This window comes from Collinsella sp. LCP19S3_B11 (assembly GCF_052121915.1).
GTDB lineage: Bacteria > Actinomycetota > Coriobacteriia > Coriobacteriales > Coriobacteriaceae > Collinsella.
Genome location: NZ_JBQKDI010000002.1, coordinates 61,059 through 82,842, shown reverse-complemented (window position 1 = coordinate 82,842; position 21,784 = coordinate 61,059). Strand labels below are relative to the sequence as shown.

The 21,784-nt window shown below is 61.1% G+C and carries 19 protein-coding genes and 2 tRNA genes; 4 read left to right on the top strand and 17 right to left on the bottom strand.

The window, feature by feature from the left end:
- Positions 1–45: 45 nt before the first annotated feature.
- A complete protein-coding gene (gene fdhF / locus ACTQV4_RS01990; protein WP_195239652.1) occupies positions 46–2,268 on the bottom strand; it encodes a formate dehydrogenase subunit alpha in 2,223 nt (740 codons plus the stop codon).
- A gap of 75 nt (positions 2,269–2,343) precedes the next feature.
- Complete coding sequence (locus tag ACTQV4_RS01985) at positions 2,344–2,862, bottom strand: 4Fe-4S dicluster domain-containing protein (RefSeq protein ID WP_022095206.1); 519 nt, start codon at positions 2,860–2,862, stop codon at positions 2,344–2,346.
- Between the two features lie 426 nt (positions 2,863–3,288).
- On the opposite strand from ACTQV4_RS01985, the gene ACTQV4_RS01980 reads away from it, so the two are divergent.
- Together ACTQV4_RS01980 and ACTQV4_RS01975 are read left to right on the top strand one after the other, a co-directional pair.
- Positions 3,289–3,612: a type II toxin-antitoxin system RelB/DinJ family antitoxin gene (locus tag ACTQV4_RS01980; protein WP_441569171.1), complete on the top strand. Its 324-nt coding sequence runs from the start codon at positions 3,289–3,291 to the stop codon at positions 3,610–3,612.
- Complete coding sequence (locus ACTQV4_RS01975; protein WP_441540669.1) at positions 3,605–4,060, top strand: PIN domain-containing protein; 456 nt, start codon at positions 3,605–3,607, stop codon at positions 4,058–4,060. The genes ACTQV4_RS01980 and ACTQV4_RS01975 overlap by 8 nt, the downstream gene beginning before the upstream one ends.
- Positions 4,061–4,786: 726 nt before the next feature.
- On the opposite strand, the gene ACTQV4_RS01970 is transcribed toward ACTQV4_RS01975, so the two are convergent.
- The 15 genes from ACTQV4_RS01970 to ACTQV4_RS01900 all read right to left on the bottom strand — a co-directional run bounded on the left by ACTQV4_RS01970 (position 4,787) and on the right by ACTQV4_RS01900 (position 19,049).
- Positions 4,787–4,860: transfer RNA gene (locus tag ACTQV4_RS01970), tRNA-Gly, on the bottom strand.
- A 6-nt stretch (positions 4,861–4,866) separates the two neighbouring features.
- A tRNA-Pro gene (locus ACTQV4_RS01965) sits at positions 4,867–4,943 on the bottom strand.
- Between the two features lie 91 nt (positions 4,944–5,034).
- The gene (gene brnQ / locus ACTQV4_RS01960; protein WP_441540668.1) at positions 5,035–6,393 is read right to left on the bottom strand and encodes a branched-chain amino acid transport system II carrier protein; all 1,359 of its coding nucleotides are present in this window, start codon (positions 6,391–6,393) and stop codon (positions 5,035–5,037) included.
- A 67-nt stretch (positions 6,394–6,460) separates the two neighbouring features.
- A complete protein-coding gene (locus ACTQV4_RS01955; RefSeq protein ID WP_441540667.1) occupies positions 6,461–7,600 on the bottom strand; it encodes an aminotransferase class V-fold PLP-dependent enzyme in 1,140 nt (379 codons plus the stop codon).
- Positions 7,597–7,848, bottom strand: coding sequence for a DUF3343 domain-containing protein (locus ACTQV4_RS01950; RefSeq protein WP_427795782.1), 252 nt, complete (start codon positions 7,846–7,848; stop codon positions 7,597–7,599). The genes ACTQV4_RS01955 and ACTQV4_RS01950 overlap by 4 nt, the downstream gene beginning before the upstream one ends.
- A gap of 19 nt (positions 7,849–7,867) precedes the next feature.
- Positions 7,868–8,494, bottom strand: coding sequence for a sulfurtransferase-like selenium metabolism protein YedF (gene yedF, locus ACTQV4_RS01945; protein ID WP_441559863.1), 627 nt, complete (start codon positions 8,492–8,494; stop codon positions 7,868–7,870).
- A gap of 60 nt (positions 8,495–8,554) precedes the next feature.
- Positions 8,555–9,604, bottom strand: coding sequence for a selenide, water dikinase SelD (selD, locus tag ACTQV4_RS01940; protein WP_441540665.1), 1,050 nt, complete (start codon positions 9,602–9,604; stop codon positions 8,555–8,557).
- Positions 9,605–9,688: 84 nt separating this feature from the next.
- Positions 9,689–10,453, bottom strand: coding sequence for an acyl-CoA dehydratase activase (locus ACTQV4_RS01935; protein ID WP_441540664.1), 765 nt, complete (start codon positions 10,451–10,453; stop codon positions 9,689–9,691).
- A gap of 155 nt (positions 10,454–10,608) precedes the next feature.
- Entirely contained in the window at positions 10,609–11,772 is a 1,164-nt protein-coding gene (locus ACTQV4_RS01930) for a double-cubane-cluster-containing anaerobic reductase (protein WP_441540663.1), read from the bottom strand.
- Positions 11,773–11,920: 148 nt separating this feature from the next.
- Complete coding sequence (locus tag ACTQV4_RS01925; RefSeq protein ID WP_441569170.1) at positions 11,921–13,204, bottom strand: double-cubane-cluster-containing anaerobic reductase; 1,284 nt, start codon at positions 13,202–13,204, stop codon at positions 11,921–11,923.
- 429 nt (positions 13,205–13,633) lie between these two features.
- Positions 13,634–14,704, bottom strand: a complete 1,071-nt coding sequence (locus tag ACTQV4_RS01920; protein ID WP_441569169.1) for a sulfate/molybdate ABC transporter ATP-binding protein — start codon at positions 14,702–14,704, stop codon at positions 13,634–13,636.
- A gap of 3 nt (positions 14,705–14,707) precedes the next feature.
- Entirely contained in the window at positions 14,708–16,150 is a 1,443-nt protein-coding gene (gene modB, locus ACTQV4_RS01915) for a molybdate ABC transporter permease subunit (protein WP_441569168.1), read from the bottom strand.
- A gap of 68 nt (positions 16,151–16,218) precedes the next feature.
- Positions 16,219–17,091 carry a molybdate ABC transporter substrate-binding protein gene (modA, locus tag ACTQV4_RS01910; protein WP_441540659.1) on the bottom strand — a complete coding sequence of 291 codons (873 nt, stop codon included), beginning with the start codon at positions 17,089–17,091 and terminating at the stop codon, positions 16,219–16,221.
- A 205-nt stretch (positions 17,092–17,296) separates the two neighbouring features.
- The gene (locus ACTQV4_RS01905) at positions 17,297–17,776 is read right to left on the bottom strand and encodes a MogA/MoaB family molybdenum cofactor biosynthesis protein (protein WP_427794485.1); all 480 of its coding nucleotides are present in this window, start codon (positions 17,774–17,776) and stop codon (positions 17,297–17,299) included.
- A gap of 10 nt (positions 17,777–17,786) precedes the next feature.
- On the bottom strand, positions 17,787–19,049 hold the full coding sequence (locus tag ACTQV4_RS01900) for a molybdopterin molybdotransferase MoeA (protein WP_441569167.1): 1,263 nt from the start codon (positions 19,047–19,049) through the stop codon (positions 17,787–17,789).
- 210 nt (positions 19,050–19,259) lie between these two features.
- Between ACTQV4_RS01900 and ACTQV4_RS01895 the strand changes: the two genes are divergently transcribed.
- Positions 19,260–20,681, top strand: a complete 1,422-nt coding sequence (locus tag ACTQV4_RS01895; RefSeq protein WP_441569166.1) for a chloride channel protein — start codon at positions 19,260–19,262, stop codon at positions 20,679–20,681.
- A gap of 87 nt (positions 20,682–20,768) precedes the next feature.
- Entirely contained in the window at positions 20,769–21,731 is a 963-nt protein-coding gene (locus tag ACTQV4_RS01890; protein ID WP_441569165.1) for a diacylglycerol/lipid kinase family protein, read from the top strand.
- The last annotated feature ends 53 nt before the right edge of the window (positions 21,732–21,784 follow it).

Here is a 21,784-nt window from a genome sequence, read left to right as displayed (position 1 = left end):
CCGAACGTACGGGACGCCCGGCCCAAATAGCCAACGAGAACGGGACTACACGATTTGATTCACGTGCGTCTCGTCGTCGAACTTGGCGGCGCCGGGCTCAACGTCCTGGGGAGCGGCGGCGTCCACCAGAGCCTGCTTGAGCTCGGTGTACTGACGCTCGACTTCGCCCTCGGCCCAGACCTGGTCGGCGATAGCGTCGACCTGGCAGGCGGAGAACTTGTCCTCGGGCGTGTGCGAGACCGGGTCGACCTTGTGGATGGTCAGCTCGTTGCATTTGCCGATCCACCACTGGTAGGTCATGTAGACCGTGCCCTTGTTGATGCGATCGCTCACGTCGGCACGGCTGTATACCTGGCCGCGGCGGCTGTGAATCGAGACGATGTCGCCATTCTTGATGCCGCGTGCCTCGGCGTCCGCGGGATTCATGCGGACAAAGCCGGGCTCGTCGGCAAGCAGCGCCAGCGTCTTGCAGTTGCCGGTCATCGAGCGGCAGCTGTAGTGGCCGACCTCGCGGACGGTGCACAGGATGAGCGGGTACTCATCGTCGGGAAGCTCGGAGGGCGCCTCCCAATCGTGCGCCATCAGGTTGGCGCGGCCGTCCTTGGTGGTGAACTTGCCACCAGCGAACATGTCGGGCGTACCGTGGTCGTTCACATCGGTGCTCTTGACGGGCCACTGGGCGTAGCCGCCCTCGGGAGCCATCTTCTCGTAGGTCGCGCCCACAAAGTTGGGGCACAGGCTAATGCACTCGTTCCAGATCTGCTCGGTGTTGTCGTAGTGCATGGGGTAACCCATACGCGTGGACAGGTCCGCGAAGATCTCCCAGTCGTGACGGCACTCGCCCTTGGGCGGAACGGCCGCGTCAAAGTGCTGGAAGCTACGGTCGGATGCGGTAAAGACACCCTCGTGCTCGCCCCAAGAGGTAGCGGGCAGGATGACGTCGGCGAGCATGGTCGTCTGCGTCATAAAGATGTCCTGGCAAATGAACAGATCCAGCTCGGAGAGCGTCTTGCGCATACCGGCCGAATCGGGCTCGGTCTGCACCGGGTCCTCGCCGTAGTTGTAGAAGCAGTGCACCTTGCCCTCGTCGACCAGGTGGCCCAGGTCGGTGAGCTTGTAGCCCTCCTCGAGCGGGAGCTTTTCCTCGGGCACGCCCCATGCCTTGGCAAACTTGGCACGCACTGCCGGGTCGGTGACCTTCTGGTAGCCAGGGTACAGGTTGGGCAGCATGCCCATATCGCAGGAGCCCTGGACGTTATTCTGACCGCGCACGGGCGCGAGGCCGGAATTGGGTTTGCCGATCTGGCCGGCAACGCAGGCGATGGAGGCGATGGTGTGCACCGTCTTCAGGTTCTGCTTCTGCTGGCATACGCCCATACCCCAGCCAATGATGGCAGAGGGCTTCGCCGTGGCGTACATCTCGGCAGCTTGGTGGATCAACGCGGGCTCGACACCCGTGATGTCCTGTACGGATTCGGGAGTGTAGTTCTTGATGGTCTCCCACCACTCGTCAAAGCCGTTCGTGTGCTCGGCGACGAATTCCTTGTCGTAGAGGCCATCGTTGACCAAGCAGTTGGCAAAGGCGTTGAGGAACGCAACGTTGCAACCGTTCTTGATCGGAAGGTAGAGATCGGCGATACGCGCGGTTTCGATATGGCGCGGATCGGCGACGATGATCTTGCAACCCTTTTCTTTGGCTCGCACGATACGCCTTGCGACGATGGGGTGCGAATCGGCAGGGTTATAGCCGAAGAGGAAAATGCAGCCCGCATCCTCCATACCGGGGATGGAGCATGACATGCAACCTGAACCAACCGTGTCCATCAGACCGAGGACAGTAGGGCCGTGTCAAGTACGGGCGCAGTTGTCCACGCTGTGGGTGCCGATGCACGCACGCGTAAACTTCTGCATGACGTAGTTCGCCTCATTGCCGCCGCCTCGCGAAGAGCCGGTGGTCATGACAGCGTTAGGACCATATTCGTCAATTATGGCCTGCATCTTAGATGCGGTGAAATCCAGTGCCTCGTCCCAGCTTACGCGCTCAAGATCCGCGCCCTTGGTGCGGCGGATCATCGGGTGCAGTACGCGAGGAGTCAAGATCTTGGTGTCGTTGATGAAGTCATAGCCGCTCATGCCCTTAAGGCACAGCTCGCTCTGGTTGGTGATGCCGTTGAGCGGTTCGGTGCCCACGACCTGGCCGTTTTGGACCAGGAGGTTAAACTGGCAACCGGCGCCGCAATACGGGCAGATCACTTTATGCTTCTCCATGACACCCTCCTTCCTTTTTCTGCTACCGATTACTCGGTACTAATTTGACAATCATTGGGCCTGTCGCCCCAACGCTTACGCCTCGTTTTCGATGGTGGCGCGGGCACGCTCGGCAGTCAGTTCTGCCAGGCGCTCCTCGTCTACCAGGGTGAGGCCCTTGGTCGGGCACGCCTCGGCACACGCCGGACCGCCGGGACGGTCCACGCACAGGTCGCACTTGAGCACGAAGCTCTTGGTCTGCGAACCCACGCGAACGTCGCCCATCAAGACCGGAACCTGCGTGGTCGCCACACTCACGGCGCCAAAGGGGCAGGCCATGACGCAGCTCTTGCAGCCGATGCAGTTGTCCTCGTTAACACCGATGCGATGGTTCTTTGGATCAAAGAACAAGGCGCCCGTGGGGCAGGCCTTCGCGCACGGGGCATCCTCGCAGTGATGGCAAGCCACCGGTGCGGAGATCTCGTACGTACGCGTCACGCGCAGGCGCGGCGCGGCGATGTTACCGGGGATGTCGTGCGCCTCGATACACGCCGCCATGCAGGTTTGACACCCAATGCAGCGCGAAGAATCGGCTACGACTCGCTTATTGCCCATGTTGTTCACTCCCTCCTGAATCCCTTGCCGGAGAGACCCTGTCGACATTGACCCAAGCCGCCCGTGGCCTGGCATCGACGAATCGAATGCATGCGGCGAAACATGCACTCGGTAGAGTTTCTCCAACGATATACAGGTTAAATATACGCAGTTGCAGGGGGCAAACTTGAGCATAGGCCCTGCAATACGGGTGTATTGCAGGGGTTTTGGCAGGTTGGAATTATTCTCTAGAAGCTATAAAGGTGAGTGTATTACATGCGTACGCCTCAGAGATTTTTATGCGCTCTCATTTTGGATGTACTACGCTTGTATTCGTGTTTATGGTTATCAACTTGAGTGAAATAAAGCAATCGTTATAAGATGCTCAAGTATCGGCACATGCCGCATTTGACCGACTATATTGCACGCTCATTAAGGGGGCCAGTGATGTCATCGACTCAAAAAAGAGCCATCCTGCAGGTGCGCATTCGCGAAGAGGACAAACAGCATGCCGAGCATCTCTACGATGCCATGGGCACATCGCTCGCCGAGGCTGTCCGCTTATTTGTCGCGCAAAGCATTTTGATGCGCAAGCTCCCCTTTCAGCCGGTCGCCGTGCGCTCAAAGAACGGCACCGCCGCCTATGGATCGCTCAAAGCATATGGTGACCCCAATCGCCGCACCGAGGAGCGCAATGCCTGGATTGAATACCTTGCCACAGAAAGCGACGATTCGGTTTTGGGCCCCGAGGAAGTAGATATCCATGAGTAGCACCATCATCGACGAGACCGTCATCCTACGCTACCTGCTTGACGACGACGAAGTTCTGTCACCGCGCGCCGCCAAGGTCATCGCCACGCGCACCGCTCGCGTCTACCCCGAAATCATCACGCGCGTCGCCGTTACGCTGCGCGACGTCTACAAGGTCCCGCGCGTGGAGATTGCGACGGCCATGACCAAGCTGCTCGATGACGTCATGGTCGACGAGCCCACCGTTATCGCCCTTGCCATCAAACTCTTTGGCAAGACCCATATGGACTTTACCGACTGCCTCCTCGCAGCCCGAACCGCCATCTATAACGACGACGTCGTGAGCTTTGGCAAGCCCATCATCCAAGGCATGATCGACTACCGCCGCCAGCGCCAAACCGCCGCCGACGCCCGCAGCCGAAGCACCGACTCCACCATCGACAAGCTCCGCCACCGCCCCCGCAGCTAACCCCATCCTCCTTAAGTTGCTGTGAAATAGTTCCTGTTTTCAAGCTTCCACGGGTCTTTTAGGAACTATTCCACCGCAACTTCCAGGTTGTCCATCCGAAACCGGCAACCTTGGACCGTGAATCCTACTGTTTGCCACGACATGGGCCTATCTACTACGTTTAACCGATTACCCTCGACCACACCGAAATCCGAAATATCAAAACCGCTGGTAGACGGCTTACCGATTTTCCGAAAATGCTGCTATGGTCGACCCCTGCGGGCCAAACGTAGTAGATGGGCCGCTTTCGTGGCTCAGCACCAGACCAGTCATTTTGGAACAGGGGTTTTTGACCACATTTGCCAGCCGATCGCTAGAGTAGTCAAACAGCCCCGTCCCAAATTAGCTACCCCAGCCTTCAATAGGTTCACAAAAGCCAATAGACAGTCCGTATTTCACCGCAACTTAGGAGGGAATGTGGGGTTCACGGCATGTATATGAAAATGCTCTGCTTCCAAAAGGAAGCAGAGCCATACATCAATCTTATGGAGCGGGCGACGGGAAGTCCAAGGGTTTGCTTCGCAAACCCTTGTTTCGCTGCGGGCCATTGGCCCTTGCGTGTTGCGCTGGAAAATGCTCACGCATTTTCTCAGCTTCGCACCCTGCCGGGTTCGATCCCCGTCGCCCGGCACGCTTATGAAAACGGCTCTGGCAGCAAATGGAGCCAAAGCCGTTAAAACTATCCTATGGAGCGGGCGACGGGAATCGAACCCGCGTCATCAGCTTGGAAGGCTGGGGTTCTACCATTGAACTACGCCCGCAAGATATGGTCGGGACGACAGGATTTGAACCTGCGACATCCTGCTCCCAAAGCAGGCGCGCTACCAAACTGCGCCACGTCCCGAAGGTGTTGAGCAGCTAAGGTCTAAACCTTGCGTGTCCCAAAGCGAAGGAAATTATAGGGGAGACTTCCCGCCTGTGCAAGCGACGATACCCTAGCTCCTCGAATGTGCGACAAACTGGCTATGAACCAGACCGATCACAAACGCCACCACGGCGACCGGCGCCCAAGCAGCGCCGATATCTGCCAGCGGCAGCGCATCGAACGGCAGCCACGCGCCCGCAAAGAACGCGTCGCGGACCGAGGTGATCACGCTCTGCACCGCGACGACGCCGCCGACCCAGACCCACACCTGCGGATGCGCATCGCAAAAACCGTGCACCAGGCCCATAAGCACCAGCACGATGGCAACGGGATACAGGGCGTTGAGCATGGGCACCGAGAACATGAGGATCGCGTCGAGGCCCACGTTGGAGAGCACGCAAGAAAACGCCGCGAACACAAAGGCGAGAACCGCGAAGGGACGGCGCATAGCCTCCTCGGAAGCCCCCGCTCCCCCTTCGACCACATACGTCTCGCAGAAGTAGCGCGAGCAGCAGCTGATGAGGCCGATGCACACGTTCATGCAGGCGAGGAAAAAGATCGCAAAGACCACGACCGTGCCGGCAAGACCAAAGTGTATGGAGGCAGAGCGGGCAAGGATGGCGGCGCCGTTGGTAGCGTCGGGTATAACCGTGCCGAGCTGCATGCCGGCAAGCGCCAGGCCGCAGTAGATGATGGCCATGAGCACACCGGCGATCACACCGGAACGCGAAATCTCGAAGGCCACGCGCTTGTCATCGGTCACGCCCAGCTCGTGGATGGTCTCGGCGATGATAATGCCAAAGGCGAGCGACGCAAGCAGGTCCATGGTCTGGTAGCCGGTCAAAAACCCCTGCACGGCAGCGCCTGCGTCGTAGGGAGCCTGCGGCGCGCCAGCGGGACCCAACGGCGAGACCACGGCGGCACCCACGACCAGCACGATGAGCGCAATGAGCGCGGGGCCCGTAATGCGGCCGAGCACGCGCGTGATAACGCCCGGACGCAGCGTGAGCGCAAACGCGACGACAAAGAAGCCAACGGCAAACACCAGGCGAGCCGTGCCGAGCGAGACGCCCTCGGGCAGCAGCGGTACCAGCATCTCGAAGGCCGTGGAGCTCGTGCGCGGAATAGCCAGGCACGGGCCGATGGCTAGATACACCGCCGCAACGAAGAATTCTCCAAATTTAGGATGCACACGCCCGGCCAGCTCGCGCGCCGTTCCGGCAAGCGCCACGGCGATAAAGCCCATGACGGGCAGACCGATGGCGGCGATGAGAAAGCCGAGCATGGCGAGCGGCGTGGCAGAGCCTGCCTGCAGCGCCAGCAGCGGCGGAATGATGAGGTTGCCGGCGCCAAAGAGCATCGAGAACAGGGCGATGCCGACGGTAACGACATGGTCGGAGCGCAGGCCGCGCGGGGCGGATGAGGCCATGGGACCACCTTTCGGGTCGAAACAAAAACGGGACGGGCAAAAGACCCGTCCCGCAAGTATATACGCTCTAGCAGGCTAAATCGCGGAGCGCGTCAATCGCGGTGTCGACTTCCCCGTCCGTGTTGAAATACCCAAACGAGAAACGAACGACACCCTGACGCTCGGTCCCGAGCGCGCGGTGCATGAGCGGGGCACAATGGGCGCCGGGGCGCGTCGCAATCCCCCACCCCTGCATGAGCGCGTCCGAAATCTGGGCAGAGTCGATATCGCCCACGTTGAGTGAGACGATCGCCGAGCGCACGGGCTGGTCAAAGGCACCGTAGAGCTTAATCCCCGGAATCTCGCGCACGCCGGCAAGGAAGCGCTCTGCAAGCGAGCGCTCATGCGCCGCAATCGCCTCGATCCCGCCCTGGGCCTCGATAAAGTCGAGGCTGGCAGAAAGGCCCGCGATACCGTGACCGTTGAGCGTGCCCGCCTCAAGGCGCGTGGGCCACTCAAGCGGCTGCAGCGCATCGAAGCTGTGTACACCGGTGCCGCCCATGGCCCACGGTGCCACGTCAATGCCTTCCGCCACGGCTAGGCCGCCGGTCCCCTGCGGACCCATAAGCCCCTTGTGGCCGGTAAAACACACCACGTCGAGCCCCATGGCGTGCATATCGATATGCGCCGTGCCGGCAGACTGCGAGGCATCGACGATCACCAGCGCACCTGCCGCATGGGCCATAGCCGCCACGCGCGCAATGTCGACTGCGTTGCCGGTTACGTTGGAGGCGTGCGTCACCACCACAGCGCGCGTGTCCGGCGTGACCAACCGCTCGAGCTCGTCGTAGTCGAGCACGCCGTTCGCGTCGCAGCCCGCATGCTCAACCGCCACACCCTGTTCCGCCGCCAGGCGGTTGAGCGGACGCAGCACCGAGTTGTGCTCGAGCACCGTCGCAACCACACGGTCGCCGGGGCGCACCACGCCACAGATGGCGGTGTTGAGCGCAGCCGTGGAGTTGGGCGTAAAGCACACATGGTCCGCTCTCGGGCAACCCAAAAGGCGCGCGAGCTTAGCACGGCAACCGTGAATCGTACGAGCCGCATCGAGAGCACCCGACGTGGCGCCGCGCCCGGCATTGCCGAGCGAGCACATCGCCTGCGTCACGGCATCGATGACCGTCTGCGGCTTATGCATGGTCGTCGCCGCGTTATCCAGATAGATCATCGCACGACCTCCCACATGTCAATCACCGTAAAGCCCTCGGTGGGAACACCAGCTGCGGCAAGCTCGGCGCGCAGCAGCTCCTCATCGGCAGGCAACGCCTTCCACGCCAAGCCGCAGCCGGCAGCGACCTCCCCGGGCACGGGAATCGTGCGCCCGGGAAGGCCGCGCTCGATGCATAGGGTCTCGCAGCCCATGGCGGCCGCCGTGGTGGGAAACGTGATGACAAGCGCCGGGCGCTTCTCCCTCATGGCAACTCCAACCAATACGCTACGGGCGCACGACGCGCACGGCCTGCTCCATCTTCTCCACGATCACGTACATGTTGGTGACCTCGCCCACCGCAAGCTGGTCTTTAATGCCAAAGTGGTCCAGGCAGGTACCGCAGGTGAGAATCTCGACGCCATGCTCGGCCAGACCCTTCAGGTCATCGAGCACCGGCGAGCCCTCGACGGTAAGTTTAGCGCCGCCGTTGTAGAACAGCATGGTCGCGGGCAGCTCCTCCTGCTGAGTCACGGCAAAGATGAACGCCTTCATGAGCTTGTGGCCCAACTCGTCGTCGCCGCGGCCCATGCAGTCGGTGTAGACGGAAATGACGAGCTTGCCCTTGCCGGCGCTGGCATCACAGAAGGCAGCACCGTCCTGCTCGGGGTCCGCAACGGCCACGGCACTGGCGGTCGCCACGGTCACGTGCCACTCGGCGTCAGAAACCTTCTCGACCGAGGCCGTGCAGCCCTTCTCCTGCGCCATCTTGGAGATGTTCTTGACGGCGGTCTCGTTATCGACCGAGGTCACGACAACGCCCTCGCCATCGAGCTGCTTGAGCGCCTTAAGCGTCTTGACGACGGGCAGCGGGCAGGCATCGCCCATGGCATTGACTTCAATCTTGGTAGACATAGCATTTCCTTTCGAAAGAACCGTTCTAGAGAACGGTAAACAGTTACATAAACGTGCGGGCTAGCGGACAACGTGGACGGCAGAACCGCCCGGCACCGGCTCGCACACGAGGCCGACGACGGAGGCGATACGTCCTTCGGCATGCAGACGGCGCGCAAGCTCATCCACATCGGCAGCAGGTGCCGCGATAAGCAGGCCTCCCGAGGTCTGCGGATCGTACAGCGCATCCAGCATCCCCGGCTCCAGACCATCGTCGACCGCCACGCGCGAGCCAAAGAAGTCCTGGTTGCGGTAGGCGCCGGCAGGGATAATGCCCAGACGTGCCATGTCGAGCACCTGGTCAAAGAGCGGCACCGCCCCCGACACAAGCTCAATCTGCACGCCCGAGCTCTCGGCCATCTCGCACGCATGTCCGATCAGGCCAAAGCCCGTGATGTCGGTGCAGCCATGAAGCTCGAGGTCCTCGGCCAGACGAATCGGAGCCTCGTTGAGGGTCCGCATCGAGTCAAACATGGCTGCGGCCTCGTCCTGTTCGATGAGCTCGCCCTTAATGGCCGTAGTGATGATGCCCGAGCCGATCGCCTTGGTCAGCAGCAGAACATCGCCTACGCGTGCGCCGCTGTTGGCGAGCATACGGTCAAGCGCGACAAAGCCACTCACGGACAGGCCGTACTTGGGCTCGTCGTCGTTGATGGTGTGGCCGCCCGCGATGGCACAGCAGGCCTCGACGCACTTGTCGGCGCCGCCCGCCAGAATCTGGCCGGCAACCTCAACGCCCAGGCAACTGGGTATGCAAAGCAGGTTCATGGCATGGCTCGGCCGCCCACCCATGGCGTATATGTCCGACAGCGAGTTTGCCGCGGCGATCTGGCCAAACAGGAACGGGTCGTCGACCATCGGTGGGAAGAAGTCGATGGACTGCACGAGGCCCAAGTTATCGCCAACGCGGAAGACGCTCGCATCGTCGGAGGTATCGAACCCCACGAGCAGGTTGTCGTTATGTACATTGGGTAAGTCGCCCAGGACCTGGGCGAGGGCTCCAGGAGCCAACTTAGCGGCTCAACCGCTCGCGGCAGTCATCTGCGTGAGCTTCATGAGATCGTCAGCCATCGATTCCTCCTCTCATCGGTCAATCAGTTCCTCCCAGTATACGCATGGCGGCGCCGAGAGCGGACAATTTATCGCACCGGCCCCCTACGCGAGCGCCTGGGCGCGAATGGCCGCACCGATGGCACCGGCAAAGCGGGCCTGGGGCGAGGTGGTGACCGGCGAGCCCACCAATGCGCCAAGACGCTCGACGACATAGGCGTTTTCGCACAGACCACCGGTCAGATAGTACGGGGCGCCCGCGGCTTGCGAGGCCATGGTCGCCACACGCGACACGACGCTCTCGATCACACCGCGGGCAATGTTCTCGCGCGGCTCGCCGCGGCCGATCAGACTAATGACCTCGCTCTCGGCAAACACCGTGCACATGCTGCTGATCTTGGTGGGCTCGCCGGAACGCGCCAGGTCGGCCATCTGCTGCTGGGTAATGCCCAGGCGGTCGGCCATGATCTCCAAAAAGCGCCCCGTACCGGCGGCGCACTTGTCGTTCATGGCGAACTTTGCCACGCGGCCGCCCTTGATCGTAATGACCTTGGTATCCTGGCCGCCCACGTCAATCACCGTGCCATGGTCGCCAAACAGACGCACGGCACCGGTACCGTGGCAGGTAATCTCGGTCACAACCTTGTGTGCATAGGGCACGGCGACACGACCATATCCGGTCGCGACCACGCGCACATCATCGGCAGCCACGTCATAGCCAGCCGCGGCAAGCTCGCCACGCAGACGCTCGGAAGCATCGACCGAGGAGAACCCGGTTGGCTGCACGCACGTCCACGCCACCAAACCCTCCCCATCGACCACAGCGGCCTTAGCCGCCGTAGACCCAATATCGATCCCGATCCCTATCATGGCTCTCTCCCAATCTAAACATCAAAGGTAGCGGCGCGTTCAGGCGCCTTAGCTCTAGGTTTCTCAGGTGCCGGAGATTGCCCCGAAAGAGGAGCGCAGCGTACTTTGGGTACGCAAGCGACGGTTTGAGGGGCAAGATCCGGTGCCTGAGGAAACTAGAGGGTTTCGATGAAGGCGGCGATGCGCGTCTCAATCTGGCCCATGTCGCCATTGCTGTAATCGGTCTCAATCTTCATATACGGAATGCCTGCGCCCTCAACGGCCTCCTGCATGCGTGCACTCTCCACGTTAAAGGTGTGACAAGCCTGCAGCACGTTCTCCACTACGCCATCGACGTGGTACTTCTCGCACATGGCCAGCGTGTTCTGCATACGACCGTCGTTGGGCGTCATGACCGAGCAGTTGATGTCCAGGTAGCGGTCGGCGATGGCGCGCAGAATGTCGGGTGCATCCGGGTCGATCATCATGGCCGCCGTGCGCTCACCCGAGCAGTCGTCCATGCACACGACCACGCCGCCGTTGGACTCGATGGTGCGACCGATCTTGTTGATCACGCCGCCCACCGGGCAGCCGGTGATCAGAATGCGCTTGGCATCCGCCGCAACCGGACGCTCGCCCGCGTTGTAGGCCTCGCGCAGCTTGGCAACCTTTTGCTCTAGCTGCTGCGTATAGGCCTCGATATCAAAGCTGAACGTACCGGCAAACATGGTGCTCATCAGGTCGACGCCGCTCATGGCCGCCGGCTGATTGGCCTGCAGCGCAAACATGTCGAGCTGGGCCGCACGCAAGCGGTTGCGACGACGGACGGCAGCGCGCAGGTCATCGTCGGTAATCGTGATGCCGTAGAAGCCCTCGAGCTCCTCCTTGAGCAGGCGGCACTCCTCGTACCAGCCTTCACGCTCGTAGGCGCGGTCGCGACCCTGAGGAAGATGCAGAATGTGCGTGCGCTTGAGCTCCCCCAGCAGCTCGTACATCTTCTTCTTGCCGTCGCAGGTGGTCTCGCCGATGATCATGTCGCTAAAGTACGTAAACGGGCACTTTTGCGAGTAGGCAAAGCCGTACGTCGACTTGATGAGCGGACATAGATTTGCCGGCAGCACCTTCTCGGCCTCGGGAATCACCTCGTCGGACGTACCGCACAGAGCCACGCTTGCAGCCCCCGCGGCATCGATAATCTCGAGCGGCGTATAGCTGCACAAAAAGCCGACCAGGCGATTACCCGCCTGCTTATAATCCTTGACGCGAATAAACGCCGCCTTGCGCTGCTCGTTGAACTCCTCAAACGTGGACGGCAACGGCTGCTCAATTTTTTCCGACATATAACTCCTAAACTTTTTACCAACCAAGGAAACGGCTTTCCCAGGTGCCCGAGGTTGCCGTGAAAGAGGAGCGCCGCATACTTTGGTAGCAAGCGACGGTTTGAACGGCAAGATCGGGTGCCCGGGGAAACCGCCGAGACGGATAGCCCTAAATGGTTTCCAAGAAAGCCTCAATCCTGGTTTGCAGTTGGCCTGCATCCTCGCCGGCGTAGTCGGTCGTGATGTGCATAAACGGAATGCCGGCCTCCTCGGCGGCCTTCTCCACGGCAAACGACTCCATCTCGTAGAGCGTGCAGAACTGCAGGGCCACGTCGACGATACCGTCGGCATGCAGGTCCTTGGCCATCTGGACAATGTCCTTCATACGCTGGTCGTTGGGCGTAAAGACAGCACAGTTGATCTTAAAGTAGCGCTCGGCGATGGCGTCGAGCATCTCGTCGACCGTCTCACCGGACTCGTCGACCAAGTCCTTGTAATAGCGCGAACCCGTGCAGGACTCCTCGCCCACCACGACGCCGCCGGCCTTCTCGATGAGGTTGAACAGCTTCCAGTTGGGCACGGCCATGGGCGTACCGGTGTACAGGATGCGCTTGGTCCCCTTGGGCGCCACGCCCTCGCCGGCCTCGACACGCTGCTCGCACTCAGCCGCCATATCGTTAATGGCTCCTGTCAGACGCGGCGTGTCGTCCATAAAGGCGGCCTGGACGGTTAGCAGGCTGTCGAGACCGCTGATGGGCGCCGGGTCGGCAGCGCGTGTGGCAGCGAGGCGCTGCAGGGCGCGACGCTTCTCATTGACGACGTGGATGGCGGCCTTCAGACGCTCGGGCGTAATCTTGACGCCGCACTCTTCCTCAATCTTGGCGGCGAGCTTCTTGACCTCGGCCTTCCAGGTCACGAGCGTCGACTCGTTGTGTACGTTGGGAATATCCATGACGTACATGTTCTTTTGCGTGGCAAAAAACTCGTAGGCCTTCTTCTTGCCATCGCAGGTGTTCTCGCCCACCACCAGGTCGCTCGACTCAATGTAGGGGCAGACCTCGCCCAGCTTAAAGCCGGCAAAGCTCTTGATAAGCGGACAGGTGTTGCGGGGCAGGTGCTCCTCGACCTTATCGGTTGCCCAATCGGCACCAGAGCACAGACCCACGGGGATACCGTCGCAGGCAAGTACGATCTCCTCGGGCACGTAGACGCAGAACGAACCGACGATCTTGGTGGCCTCGCCGGCCTCCTTCTTGTCGAGCATCTCCTTAATGCGGCCGCTGTGGATGTTGGTGGCGACAAAGTCCAGGTAGGACGTGGACTTGGGACGGTTGTTCTGCGTCAGGAACATGTCGCCGTACATCTGGCCCACGGCGCCCAGCAGCATGTCGTGGTCGGCAAGATTCATGCCGAGGCTCTCCCACATCGGATGGAAATCGAATTCTTCAGCCATAACGGTTCCCCTCTCGAACCAAAAACGGATAACAGCGGTATCGATGCACGACGGACGGCGATTGCCCGGCCGTGCTCAAACCCGGAATTTTGGGGAACCTGCTTTGCAGCTGATTATTTAGTTGTGCGTCGTCTCTCCCGGAGCCGTGAACATACCTGCTCATATGCGGCTCCGAGCCATATATAGGGCACGCGCGGCAACGCGGCGAATGTATGTCGTCTGCGGCATGTGCGCACCCTCCTTAACCAGTTGAGGTCAACTATATCAACGGTCATCGACCATGCGAACACCGTTGACATTCGTACGACAGCATCGTGTGCCGTCGTTTAATAAATAATTATCTTGATTGATAAGAGTTTGTCATCCCTCATTCGGCGAACGGCAAGGCAAAGCCGCCGAGACTTATATCCCCGACGGCATTACCCGGCGCTATCGACAAACCAAATGAATCCTGCTCGCATCAAAATGCATGCGCAGCGTCTCGCCTGCTTGCGGTAGCTCGTCGACAGGCACTCTCACCTTGTTGACCTTCCACTGCAGGCGCGTGGGCGCATCGACGCGCGGTACGTCCAGCAGCACCAGGCGCTCAAAACGCGAATCGCTCACTCGGGCCACGTGCAAATCATAGCTGTTGCGGCCCCGCTCGGCACGGTTGTCAACATGGAAGTAACTTGCGCGAATGCCCAGGTACGCCACATTATCGGGAACCTCGCGACCCACGTTAAAGGTCATGCCCCAATCGAGCGCCTCAACTTCTTCATCGCCGATCTTGCGCGCCCGGCTTGTGTTCTTGCAGCCCGTCAAGCGCAGCGCCGCCAGCGTCTGCGGACGGCGGACCACGTCCTCGACGGAGCCGATCTCCTCCACATGCCCGTTATGCATCACGCAGATGCGCTGGCAGAGGCGGCACGCTTCGTCGATGTCGTGGCTCACGTAGAGCACGGTACGGTTGCACACATCGAACAGGTCGAGCATGTTCTGTTCGAGGGCGCTCTTAAGATAGGAATCGAGTGCGCTCATGGGCTCGTCGAACATAAAAATGCCCGGATGCGCCGCCACCATGCGCGCAAGCGCCACACGTTGCTGCTGGCCGCCCGAGAGGCGCGCGGGATAGCGGTCGGCAAAATCGGCCAGACCGAAAATGCCCAGATAGCGCTCGGCCAACCTTTTGCGCGCGGCGGCGTCGCCCGCGTCCTTTACACCGGCACATACGTTATCGGCCACCGTCATGTTGGGAAACAGCTGATAGTTTTGGAACAGCAGGGCACATTTGCGCGCCTGGGGCGACAGGTTGATGCCCGCCGCCGAGTCAAAAAAGGTCATGCCGTTGACAACGATCTTGCCCTCGTCGGGCGTCTCCACGCCGGCGATGCAGCGAAGTGTGCAGCTCTTGCCGCAACCCGAGGCACCCAGCAGCGCCACGCGCTCCTCGCCGGCCTCAAGCTGCATGTCGAGCGTAAACCCGGGATAGCGTTTTTTGATATCCAGAACGAGTGACATGGCCTATCGACCTCCCTGCAAAGCGGCATCATCGCGCATGAGCTCGGCCAACGCCTCGCGATCGATACGCAAGGCATCGCCGCCCGCCGGATCGAGCGAATCGCCCCGTCCGGCGAGATCTTTGGCCTGCTTGCGCTCCGCACGGGAAAGGCCCCGCTCGCGATACTTTTGCGAATGCGCAGTGTATATGTTGATGAACAGGATGACTAGGAAACTAAACACGATTACGACGATGACCCAAAAGAGGGCCACCGACGTATTGCCGCCCATCCATTCAAAGTAAATGGCGATGGGAATGGTCTGCGTAATACCGGCGTAGTTGCCCGCAAAGAACAGCGTGCAGCCAAACTCGCCCATTGCGCGGGCAAAGGCGAGCACCGTGCCGGCGGCGATGGAGGGCCAGCCGAGCGGCATCATGAGCTTGGCAAAGATACGGCGTTCGGACCATCCCAGAGTTCGCGCGGCGTCGAGCATCTGCGTGTCGAGGCTCTCGAAGGCACCGAGTGCCGTACGATAGACGAGCGGGAACGACACCACCACAGCAGAGACCACCGCCGCGGGCCACGTAAAGACGATCGAGACGCCGTGCGCGATGAGCCACTGGCCCACCCCGGTCGAGCGACCAAACAGCATGAGGAGCAGAAAGCCGCAGACCGTGGGCGGCAATACCATAGGAATCGTAAAGACCGAATCGAGCAGGCCCCTGATGCGGCTCGAGGTACCCATAGTCTTCCACGCGGCGAACAGTCCCAGCGCAAAGGAGATCAGCAGGGCAAGGCCGCTCGTTTTAATGGACACCCAAAACGGGCGATAGTCGATGTCGCCCAAAAAGGAGGCCAGAGAGGTCAAGGGCCCCCGCTCATCCCGCAACACGACAGACGACGCTTCTACCATTTGAGCGCTATCAAGCCAACGCGCGCCGCCCTTGGCATCACCCGAGGCTGATGCAATCACCACATAGCGGTCCCCATCCGCACCGCGCTCGTCAAAGCCATAGGTATACCCGCCGGATTCAAACGTTGTTTCCGCCGTAACATACCAAGGAAGATCCACGTCCTCTAGCTGCGCACCTCCCATGCAGTTTGCGCTGTCGAGCTCACAGACGAGGGCCTTGAGACCCGATACGCACTCGTTGTCCTGCGGATCCAATCCATACTTCTCGACCGCCTTGGGCGACATCCACACCACAACACGATCGGCAGCAGGCACCACTACAAGGTCCACGTCCTCGTCAACGGGAAACCGGTAGCCCTCAGGCTGGCCCTCCATGGCACGAGCGGTCCCCTTGGCCAGCCGCTCAAAACCCTCGATCCCATAGGAAAGCCCATGAGCGGTCGCAGCAACCTGGGCCCCGTCCTCAGCGTCCCCAGCAAACGCAAATCCCGGCACCCAGCAAAGCGCGAAGGTCAAAGCACAGGCGACAAGCATGCGGAATCTATTAAGCACAAAAAGCTCCAAGCGAATACAAGGACGGAGTGAAACACAAAACGATGGAATTATCGCGCCAAGCCGCGCTACTCGGAAAGCTCAAAGCCGTACTTAGCCCAAATCTTCTGAGCCTTCTTGTTGGTCAGACAGAAGTCGATGAACGCCTTGGCCTCGTCGGCGTGCTCGGAGCTCTCGGCAACGGCGCCCGGATACACGATGGGCTTGTGCGAATCCTTGGGGCACACGAAGGCCTCCTCGATGCCGTCGTAGCGGAAGATATCGGAGCTGTAGACAAAGCCAGCCACGCAGTCGCCCGTGGACACATAGGCGGCGGCGGTACCAACTTTGTCGGCCAGGGCCACCTTGTCGGCGATCTCGGGCGCATACTCGCCGTCGTCGCCCTCGGTGCCGGTATAAAGGCCCACAGAAGCCAGCGCCTGGTTGGCGTACTTGCCGGCCGGAACGGTCTTGGCATCGCCGATGGCGATCTTGCCGTCCAGGTTCGCGACGTCGGCGATGGCCTCGACCTTGGTGTCGGAGCCCTCGGCACGAATGACCACGAGGTCGTTGACGAACATGTCCTCACGCGTGTCGGCGTCGACGAGCTCGGCGGCCTCGGCGTCGTCCATGGTGCCCTTGGAGGCCGTGATGAGCACGTCGACGGCGGCACCGGCGCGCATCTGCTCGACAAGGTCGCCAGACGCCTTAAACTGCGTGTCGGCAAACGTGGTGCCGGCCTGCTCTGTGTAGAGCACCTGAACCTCGGGCAGGGCCTTCTCGAGCGAGTTGGCAGCAAAGACTTGCAGCTCGACAGCCTTCTTGGAAGATGCCTTAGCAGAACCGGCATCGGAGCCAGTCGGCCCAGACGTCTTGCTGCCGGAACAGCCGGCAAGGCCAAGGCCGGCAGCGGCGACAGCGGAAAGTGAAACGAACCCGCGGCGAGAAACCATATCGAACATGTTCAACCCTTTCGAACGCTACGCCCGGGCACCCCGCCGCAAGCTTTATTCTGTTACTAGATTATACTTTTGCGCGAATAGTGTTTGTGATAAATATTTCTCGTCTAATAATTTTCCTTTACCGATAACCACGAGACAGCCCGCACTGTCGCTGCATAAAAAAGGCGGAGCAGCCCGTAAGGTCACTCCGCCGCAGGTAATGCGCTTATTTGGCGTGCCCGCCGCCCGCCGTCATTTGAGCTGCGTGCTCCAGCTGGTCGCTCACAGCCTCCCAGCTTTCACGGGCCGCTTTCGTTGATCCCGGAAAGTTGATGACAAGCGTATGCCCACGCTGCATGCACACGGCGCGCGAAAGCATAGCGCGGCGCGTCTTGGTCATGGAGTACGCACGGATTGCCTCTGCAATACCCGGTACATCGCGGTCGCAGACGGCACGCGTCGCCTCGGGCGTCACGTCGCGCATCGAAAGGCCCGTGCCGCCGCAGGTGAGCACGACATTGGCGTGGCACTCATCGGCCGCTTCCACAATGGCATCACCGATCTCGCTGACATCGTCGCGCACGACCACATGCGAGGCGACCGTCCAGCCCTGCGCCGCGATGAGTTCCTCGAGCGCAGCACCCGCCTCGTCCTGGGCAAGATCGCGCGTATCCGAGCACGTCACAATCGATATCTTCAGCTCCATAGCATTCCTCCTATAGCACCGCGCCCTCAGGCAAGTCGACACGCACGACATCAACGACGTCGCCCGCCTTGAGGTCACACGGGCCTTCGTCAATACGCAGCAGGCAGTTGGCCCGCTGCATCGTTCCGAGCAGCGCCGAATTCTGCGTCTTGGCCTCGGTCACCAACAACTCACCGGTCTCGGGGTCACGCAAAACCGTAGCGCGATCGAAGAAGCGACGATCCTGTCGCTTTTTCACGCCGTGCGTGAGCGTCGCCCGCTGCACGGGACGCACGCCCTCGGCAAAGCCGCGCATCTTGCGAATCGCCGGACGGGCAAGCATCTCAAAGCCTACATACGCCGCGGCCGGATTGCCCGAAAGTCCCAGGTAGGGCTTACCTGCGAGCAAGCCAAACGTAATGGCCTTGCCCGGACGCATCGAGATGCGGTCAAACAGCACCTCGCCCTCGCGCCGGACGAGCGCCGTCACGAAATCGTAATCGCCCGCCGAGGCGCCACCACTCGTAATGACAAAATCGCACTCCTGCGCGGCGCGATGCACCAACTCGGCAATCGCCTGCTCATCATCGGGCGCAATGCCGTAGAACACGGGCTCGGCTCCTGCATCGAGCGCCTCGGCCATCAACGCCGACGAGTTGGAGTCGCGAATCTGCCCGCGCGCCGGCACGTTACTTGGTGCGACCAGTTCCGTCCCCAGCGAGATAATGCCCACGCGCGGCGCGGCATGCACCTTCACGCTCGCATACCCGGCGCTCGCCAGCAAACCGGCGCCCGCCGGAGCCACAACCTCTCCAGCGTACATCACGACGTCGCCAGCATGCGCTTCCTCAGCAGCCGATCGAACGTTCTCCCCCACCTTGGCCGGCGCCGAGAATCTCACACGCGAACCCTCGTTGCCGTCACCGTCGAGCACATCGACGATCTCGTACTTCACCACGGCATCGGCGCCTTCGGGTACCGGCGCGCCCGTCATGATACGAACCGTGTCGCCCGCGCCGATTGCGCCCTCAAAGACATGGCCCGCCGCCTCGTGCCCCACGACAGAAAGCGTCACGGGCGCATCGGTGGACGCTTTGGCGAGGTCAACGGCGCGCACGGCATATCCGTCCATAGCGCTGTTGGCAAACGGCGAAATGTCGATATCGGCCACCGCGTCCTCGGCCAAGGGAAGACCGGCGGCCTGCCACACGGGAATCTCGACGAGATCGGTCGGAGCAACGTGCGACAGAACAATCGACTGCGCGTCCTCCAGCGGAATGAGTTTCTCTGCCATATGCACCTCTTAATGCCACAGCGCACAACGGGGGCGCCAATTCTTTATGCTTGTCTCAGTATAATCCCCTGCCGCACGACGGCGAAACGACCCACGTTCTCGAATACAGCTGTCGGCCGCAAGCCGCGTAACAGAACCGAAACCAACCTGCCGGTTTGTCACGTTTGGCACGTTCTATAATGCTCGTGTTGCAACCTAAAAGAGGAACGTATGGCTTTTACCGACAAACCCGAAAGCGCAAACGAGGCGCAGGATCATTCCCAGCCGCTCGACGACGGCGGCTTGTTCTCCCTGAACGACGTCATCATGGCAGGCAGGCAACAGCTCACCCGCTCCGAGCATCTCTTGGCTGCCGACACGCGCCGCAATGCCCACAACCTACTCGCGAGCGCTAAGTTGCTCGTTCTCGTCGCCATCGTCTCGCTCGCCATGGGCGTTGCCGCTTGGGCGTTTTTGGCCTCGTTGAATATCGCGACCGACTATCGCGAGCACCATACGTGGATTTACGCGCTGCTTCCCGTTGTGGGCGTTGCCACCGCATGGGTGTACAAAAACCACGGTCTTGCCGCCAAACGCGGTAACAACCTGGTCATCGACTCCGCTCTGGGCACACGCCTCATCCATAAGCGCATGGCCGTCCTCACCTTCGTCTGCTCCACGCTCACGCACCTAACGGGCGGATCGGCCGGTCGCGAGGGAGCCGCGGTGCAGATTGGCGGCACCATCGCCAGCAACATCTCAAGCCTCGCCCACCTCAAAAAGCATGACCACCACGACCTCATGCTCGCCGGCATCTCGTCGGCCTTTGGCGCCGTATTCGGCTCTCCCCTTGCCGGAGCTTTCTTTGGCATGGAGATGTGCTTTATCGGCAAGATCGACTACACCGCAGGGATCTACTGCCTGGTCGCCTCGTTTACCGGCTACTTTACATCACTCGCCCTGGGTACCGAGTACGAAGCGAATGCCATCGCCAGCGTTCCCGCCATGACGCCCAAAACGGTCGTTATCGTTGTTATCAGCGCCATTATCTTCGGTCTGACGGCACGCCTCTTTGCCTGGTCGGTTCGAACCGTCAAGAGCCTGTACGGTCGCTTTATCACCAATTACCTCGTTCGCGCACTTATAGGCGCACTCGTGGTTTTGGCTGTCTATGCTCTCCTCGACGCCTGGGACTACGCCGGCCTTTCCACGTGGCTTTCGGGCGCCGGGTTTGCCGGCAACACCACCCTCGCCGACGCCGCCATCAAGCTCGTCGTAACGGCACTCACCCTGGGTGCCGGTTTCCAAGGCGGCGAGGTCACGCCCCTGTTTGGCATCGGTGCGGCACTCGGTGGCTGGATCGGTTGCCTTACCGGGCTCGACCCCAGTTTTCTGGCGGCTCTCGGCATGCTCGGCGTGTTCTGTGCCGGCCTTAACGTGCCCATCACCACCTGCATGATGGCCATCGACCTGTTCCACGGCACGGCCGCCGGGTTCTTTGTCATCGTGGCCTTTATCAGCTATCTCGCCGGCGGACACCGCGGCGTGTACCCTGCCCAGCGCATCATATCACCCAAGCGCCGTTCGCTTATAGTGGATGAGGGCGGTACGGTAGCGGATGCTATCGAGCGCCACAACGACCTGATAGAGTAGACGTAAGTATTCGCCGTGCAGCCACAATCGGGGGGCAATTCGACCCGAGCGCGACCGCACCGTCACGCCATATGCCGGGAGTCGCCCATGCACGCAACTGATTTTGGTCGCACGCTCATCATCGCCAACCCAGCCGCCCAATCGGGTGCGGCGCGCGAAGTTGCCGAGCGCCTGCAACGCTTTTTGGACATGACTGCACGCGCATCCCAGTTTGACCTGGTATTGACCGAGCGTATGGGGCACGCCAAGGAGCTGGCCGCACAGGCTCAGGGCTATCGCACCGTTATCGCCCTTGGCGGCGACGGCGTGATCCACGAGGTCGTCAACGGGCTTATGGCACAAAAGGAGGACCCCCGCCCCGCTCTTGCCATCCTACCCGTGGGTTCCGGCAACGATTTTGCCCAAACGCTCGGTATAGAAGATTTCTCCGGCAAGGATTTTGGCGCGCTGCTCACCTGCGAGCTGCAGCGTCAGGACATCGGTCGCATTCGCTCATGGAACCCCGCAAGCGGTAGCGGCGAGGCTACCGTTGAGTACTACGACCAGACGCTCTCCGTCGGTATTGACGCCGCCATCGGCCTGGGCACCACCGAGCTGCGCAAAAAAACGGGCCTCACCGGCGCTCCGCTCTACACCCTCTCGGGACTTGAACAGTTTGGCCTGCGCTATCGCAACTACCCCATGACAGTCAGCTTTGACGGCGCGCCCGCCGAGCGCGTGAGGGCGATCATCATGGCGATTCAGCTGGGCCCCACGTATGGCTCGGGCTATCGCATCTGTCCCGACGCCGACCCGTGCGACGGCATGCTCGACGTTTGCTACGCCTACGGCCCCGTTCCGCGCGCGGTCGCGCTTCCCATGTTCCTTTCGGCCAAGGACGGCCACCATACCAAGTTGCCGCCGGTTTGCATGCGCCGCTGCCGCCATGCCGAGCTTACCTTTGAGGAGCCCGACTACCCCATCCAGGCCGACGGCGAACCTGTTATCGCCTCGCGCATCGAAGTCGACATCCTACCCGGCGCCCTCCAAGTCTGGCGCCCAACCCGCTAACCACCCCTAAGTTGCGGTGAAATAGGGACTGTTTATGCAGGTAAAGCCGCAAA

Coding starts and splice junctions, on each gene's coding strand:
- ACTQV4_RS01985 (WP_022095206.1), bottom strand. CDS start 2,862: ATGGGCAATAAGCGAGTCGTAGCCGATTCTTCGCGCTGCATTGGGTGT.
- ACTQV4_RS01980 (WP_441569171.1), top strand. CDS start 3,289: ATGTCATCGACTCAAAAAAGAGCCATCCTGCAGGTGCGCATTCGCGAA.
- ACTQV4_RS01975 (WP_441540669.1), top strand. CDS start 3,605: ATGAGTAGCACCATCATCGACGAGACCGTCATCCTACGCTACCTGCTT.
- brnQ (WP_441540668.1), bottom strand. CDS start 6,393: ATGGCCTCATCCGCCCCGCGCGGCCTGCGCTCCGACCATGTCGTTACC.
- ACTQV4_RS01955 (WP_441540667.1), bottom strand. CDS start 7,600: ATGATCTATCTGGATAACGCGGCGACGACCATGCATAAGCCGCAGACG.
- ACTQV4_RS01950 (WP_427795782.1), bottom strand. CDS start 7,848: ATGAGGGAGAAGCGCCCGGCGCTTGTCATCACGTTTCCCACCACGGCG.
- yedF (WP_441559863.1), bottom strand. CDS start 8,494: ATGTCTACCAAGATTGAAGTCAATGCCATGGGCGATGCCTGCCCGCTG.
- ACTQV4_RS01935 (WP_441540664.1), bottom strand. CDS start 10,453: ATGATAGGGATCGGGATCGATATTGGGTCTACGGCGGCTAAGGCCGCT.
- ACTQV4_RS01930 (WP_441540663.1), bottom strand. CDS start 11,772: ATGTCGGAAAAAATTGAGCAGCCGTTGCCGTCCACGTTTGAGGAGTTC.
- ACTQV4_RS01925 (WP_441569170.1), bottom strand. CDS start 13,204: ATGGCTGAAGAATTCGATTTCCATCCGATGTGGGAGAGCCTCGGCATG.
- ACTQV4_RS01920 (WP_441569169.1), bottom strand. CDS start 14,704: ATGTCACTCGTTCTGGATATCAAAAAACGCTATCCCGGGTTTACGCTC.
- modA (WP_441540659.1), bottom strand. CDS start 17,091: ATGTTCGATATGGTTTCTCGCCGCGGGTTCGTTTCACTTTCCGCTGTC.
- ACTQV4_RS01905 (WP_427794485.1), bottom strand. CDS start 17,776: ATGGAGCTGAAGATATCGATTGTGACGTGCTCGGATACGCGCGATCTT.
- ACTQV4_RS01900 (WP_441569167.1), bottom strand. CDS start 19,049: ATGGCAGAGAAACTCATTCCGCTGGAGGACGCGCAGTCGATTGTTCTG.
- ACTQV4_RS01895 (WP_441569166.1), top strand. CDS start 19,260: ATGGCTTTTACCGACAAACCCGAAAGCGCAAACGAGGCGCAGGATCAT.
- ACTQV4_RS01890 (WP_441569165.1), top strand. CDS start 20,769: ATGCACGCAACTGATTTTGGTCGCACGCTCATCATCGCCAACCCAGCC.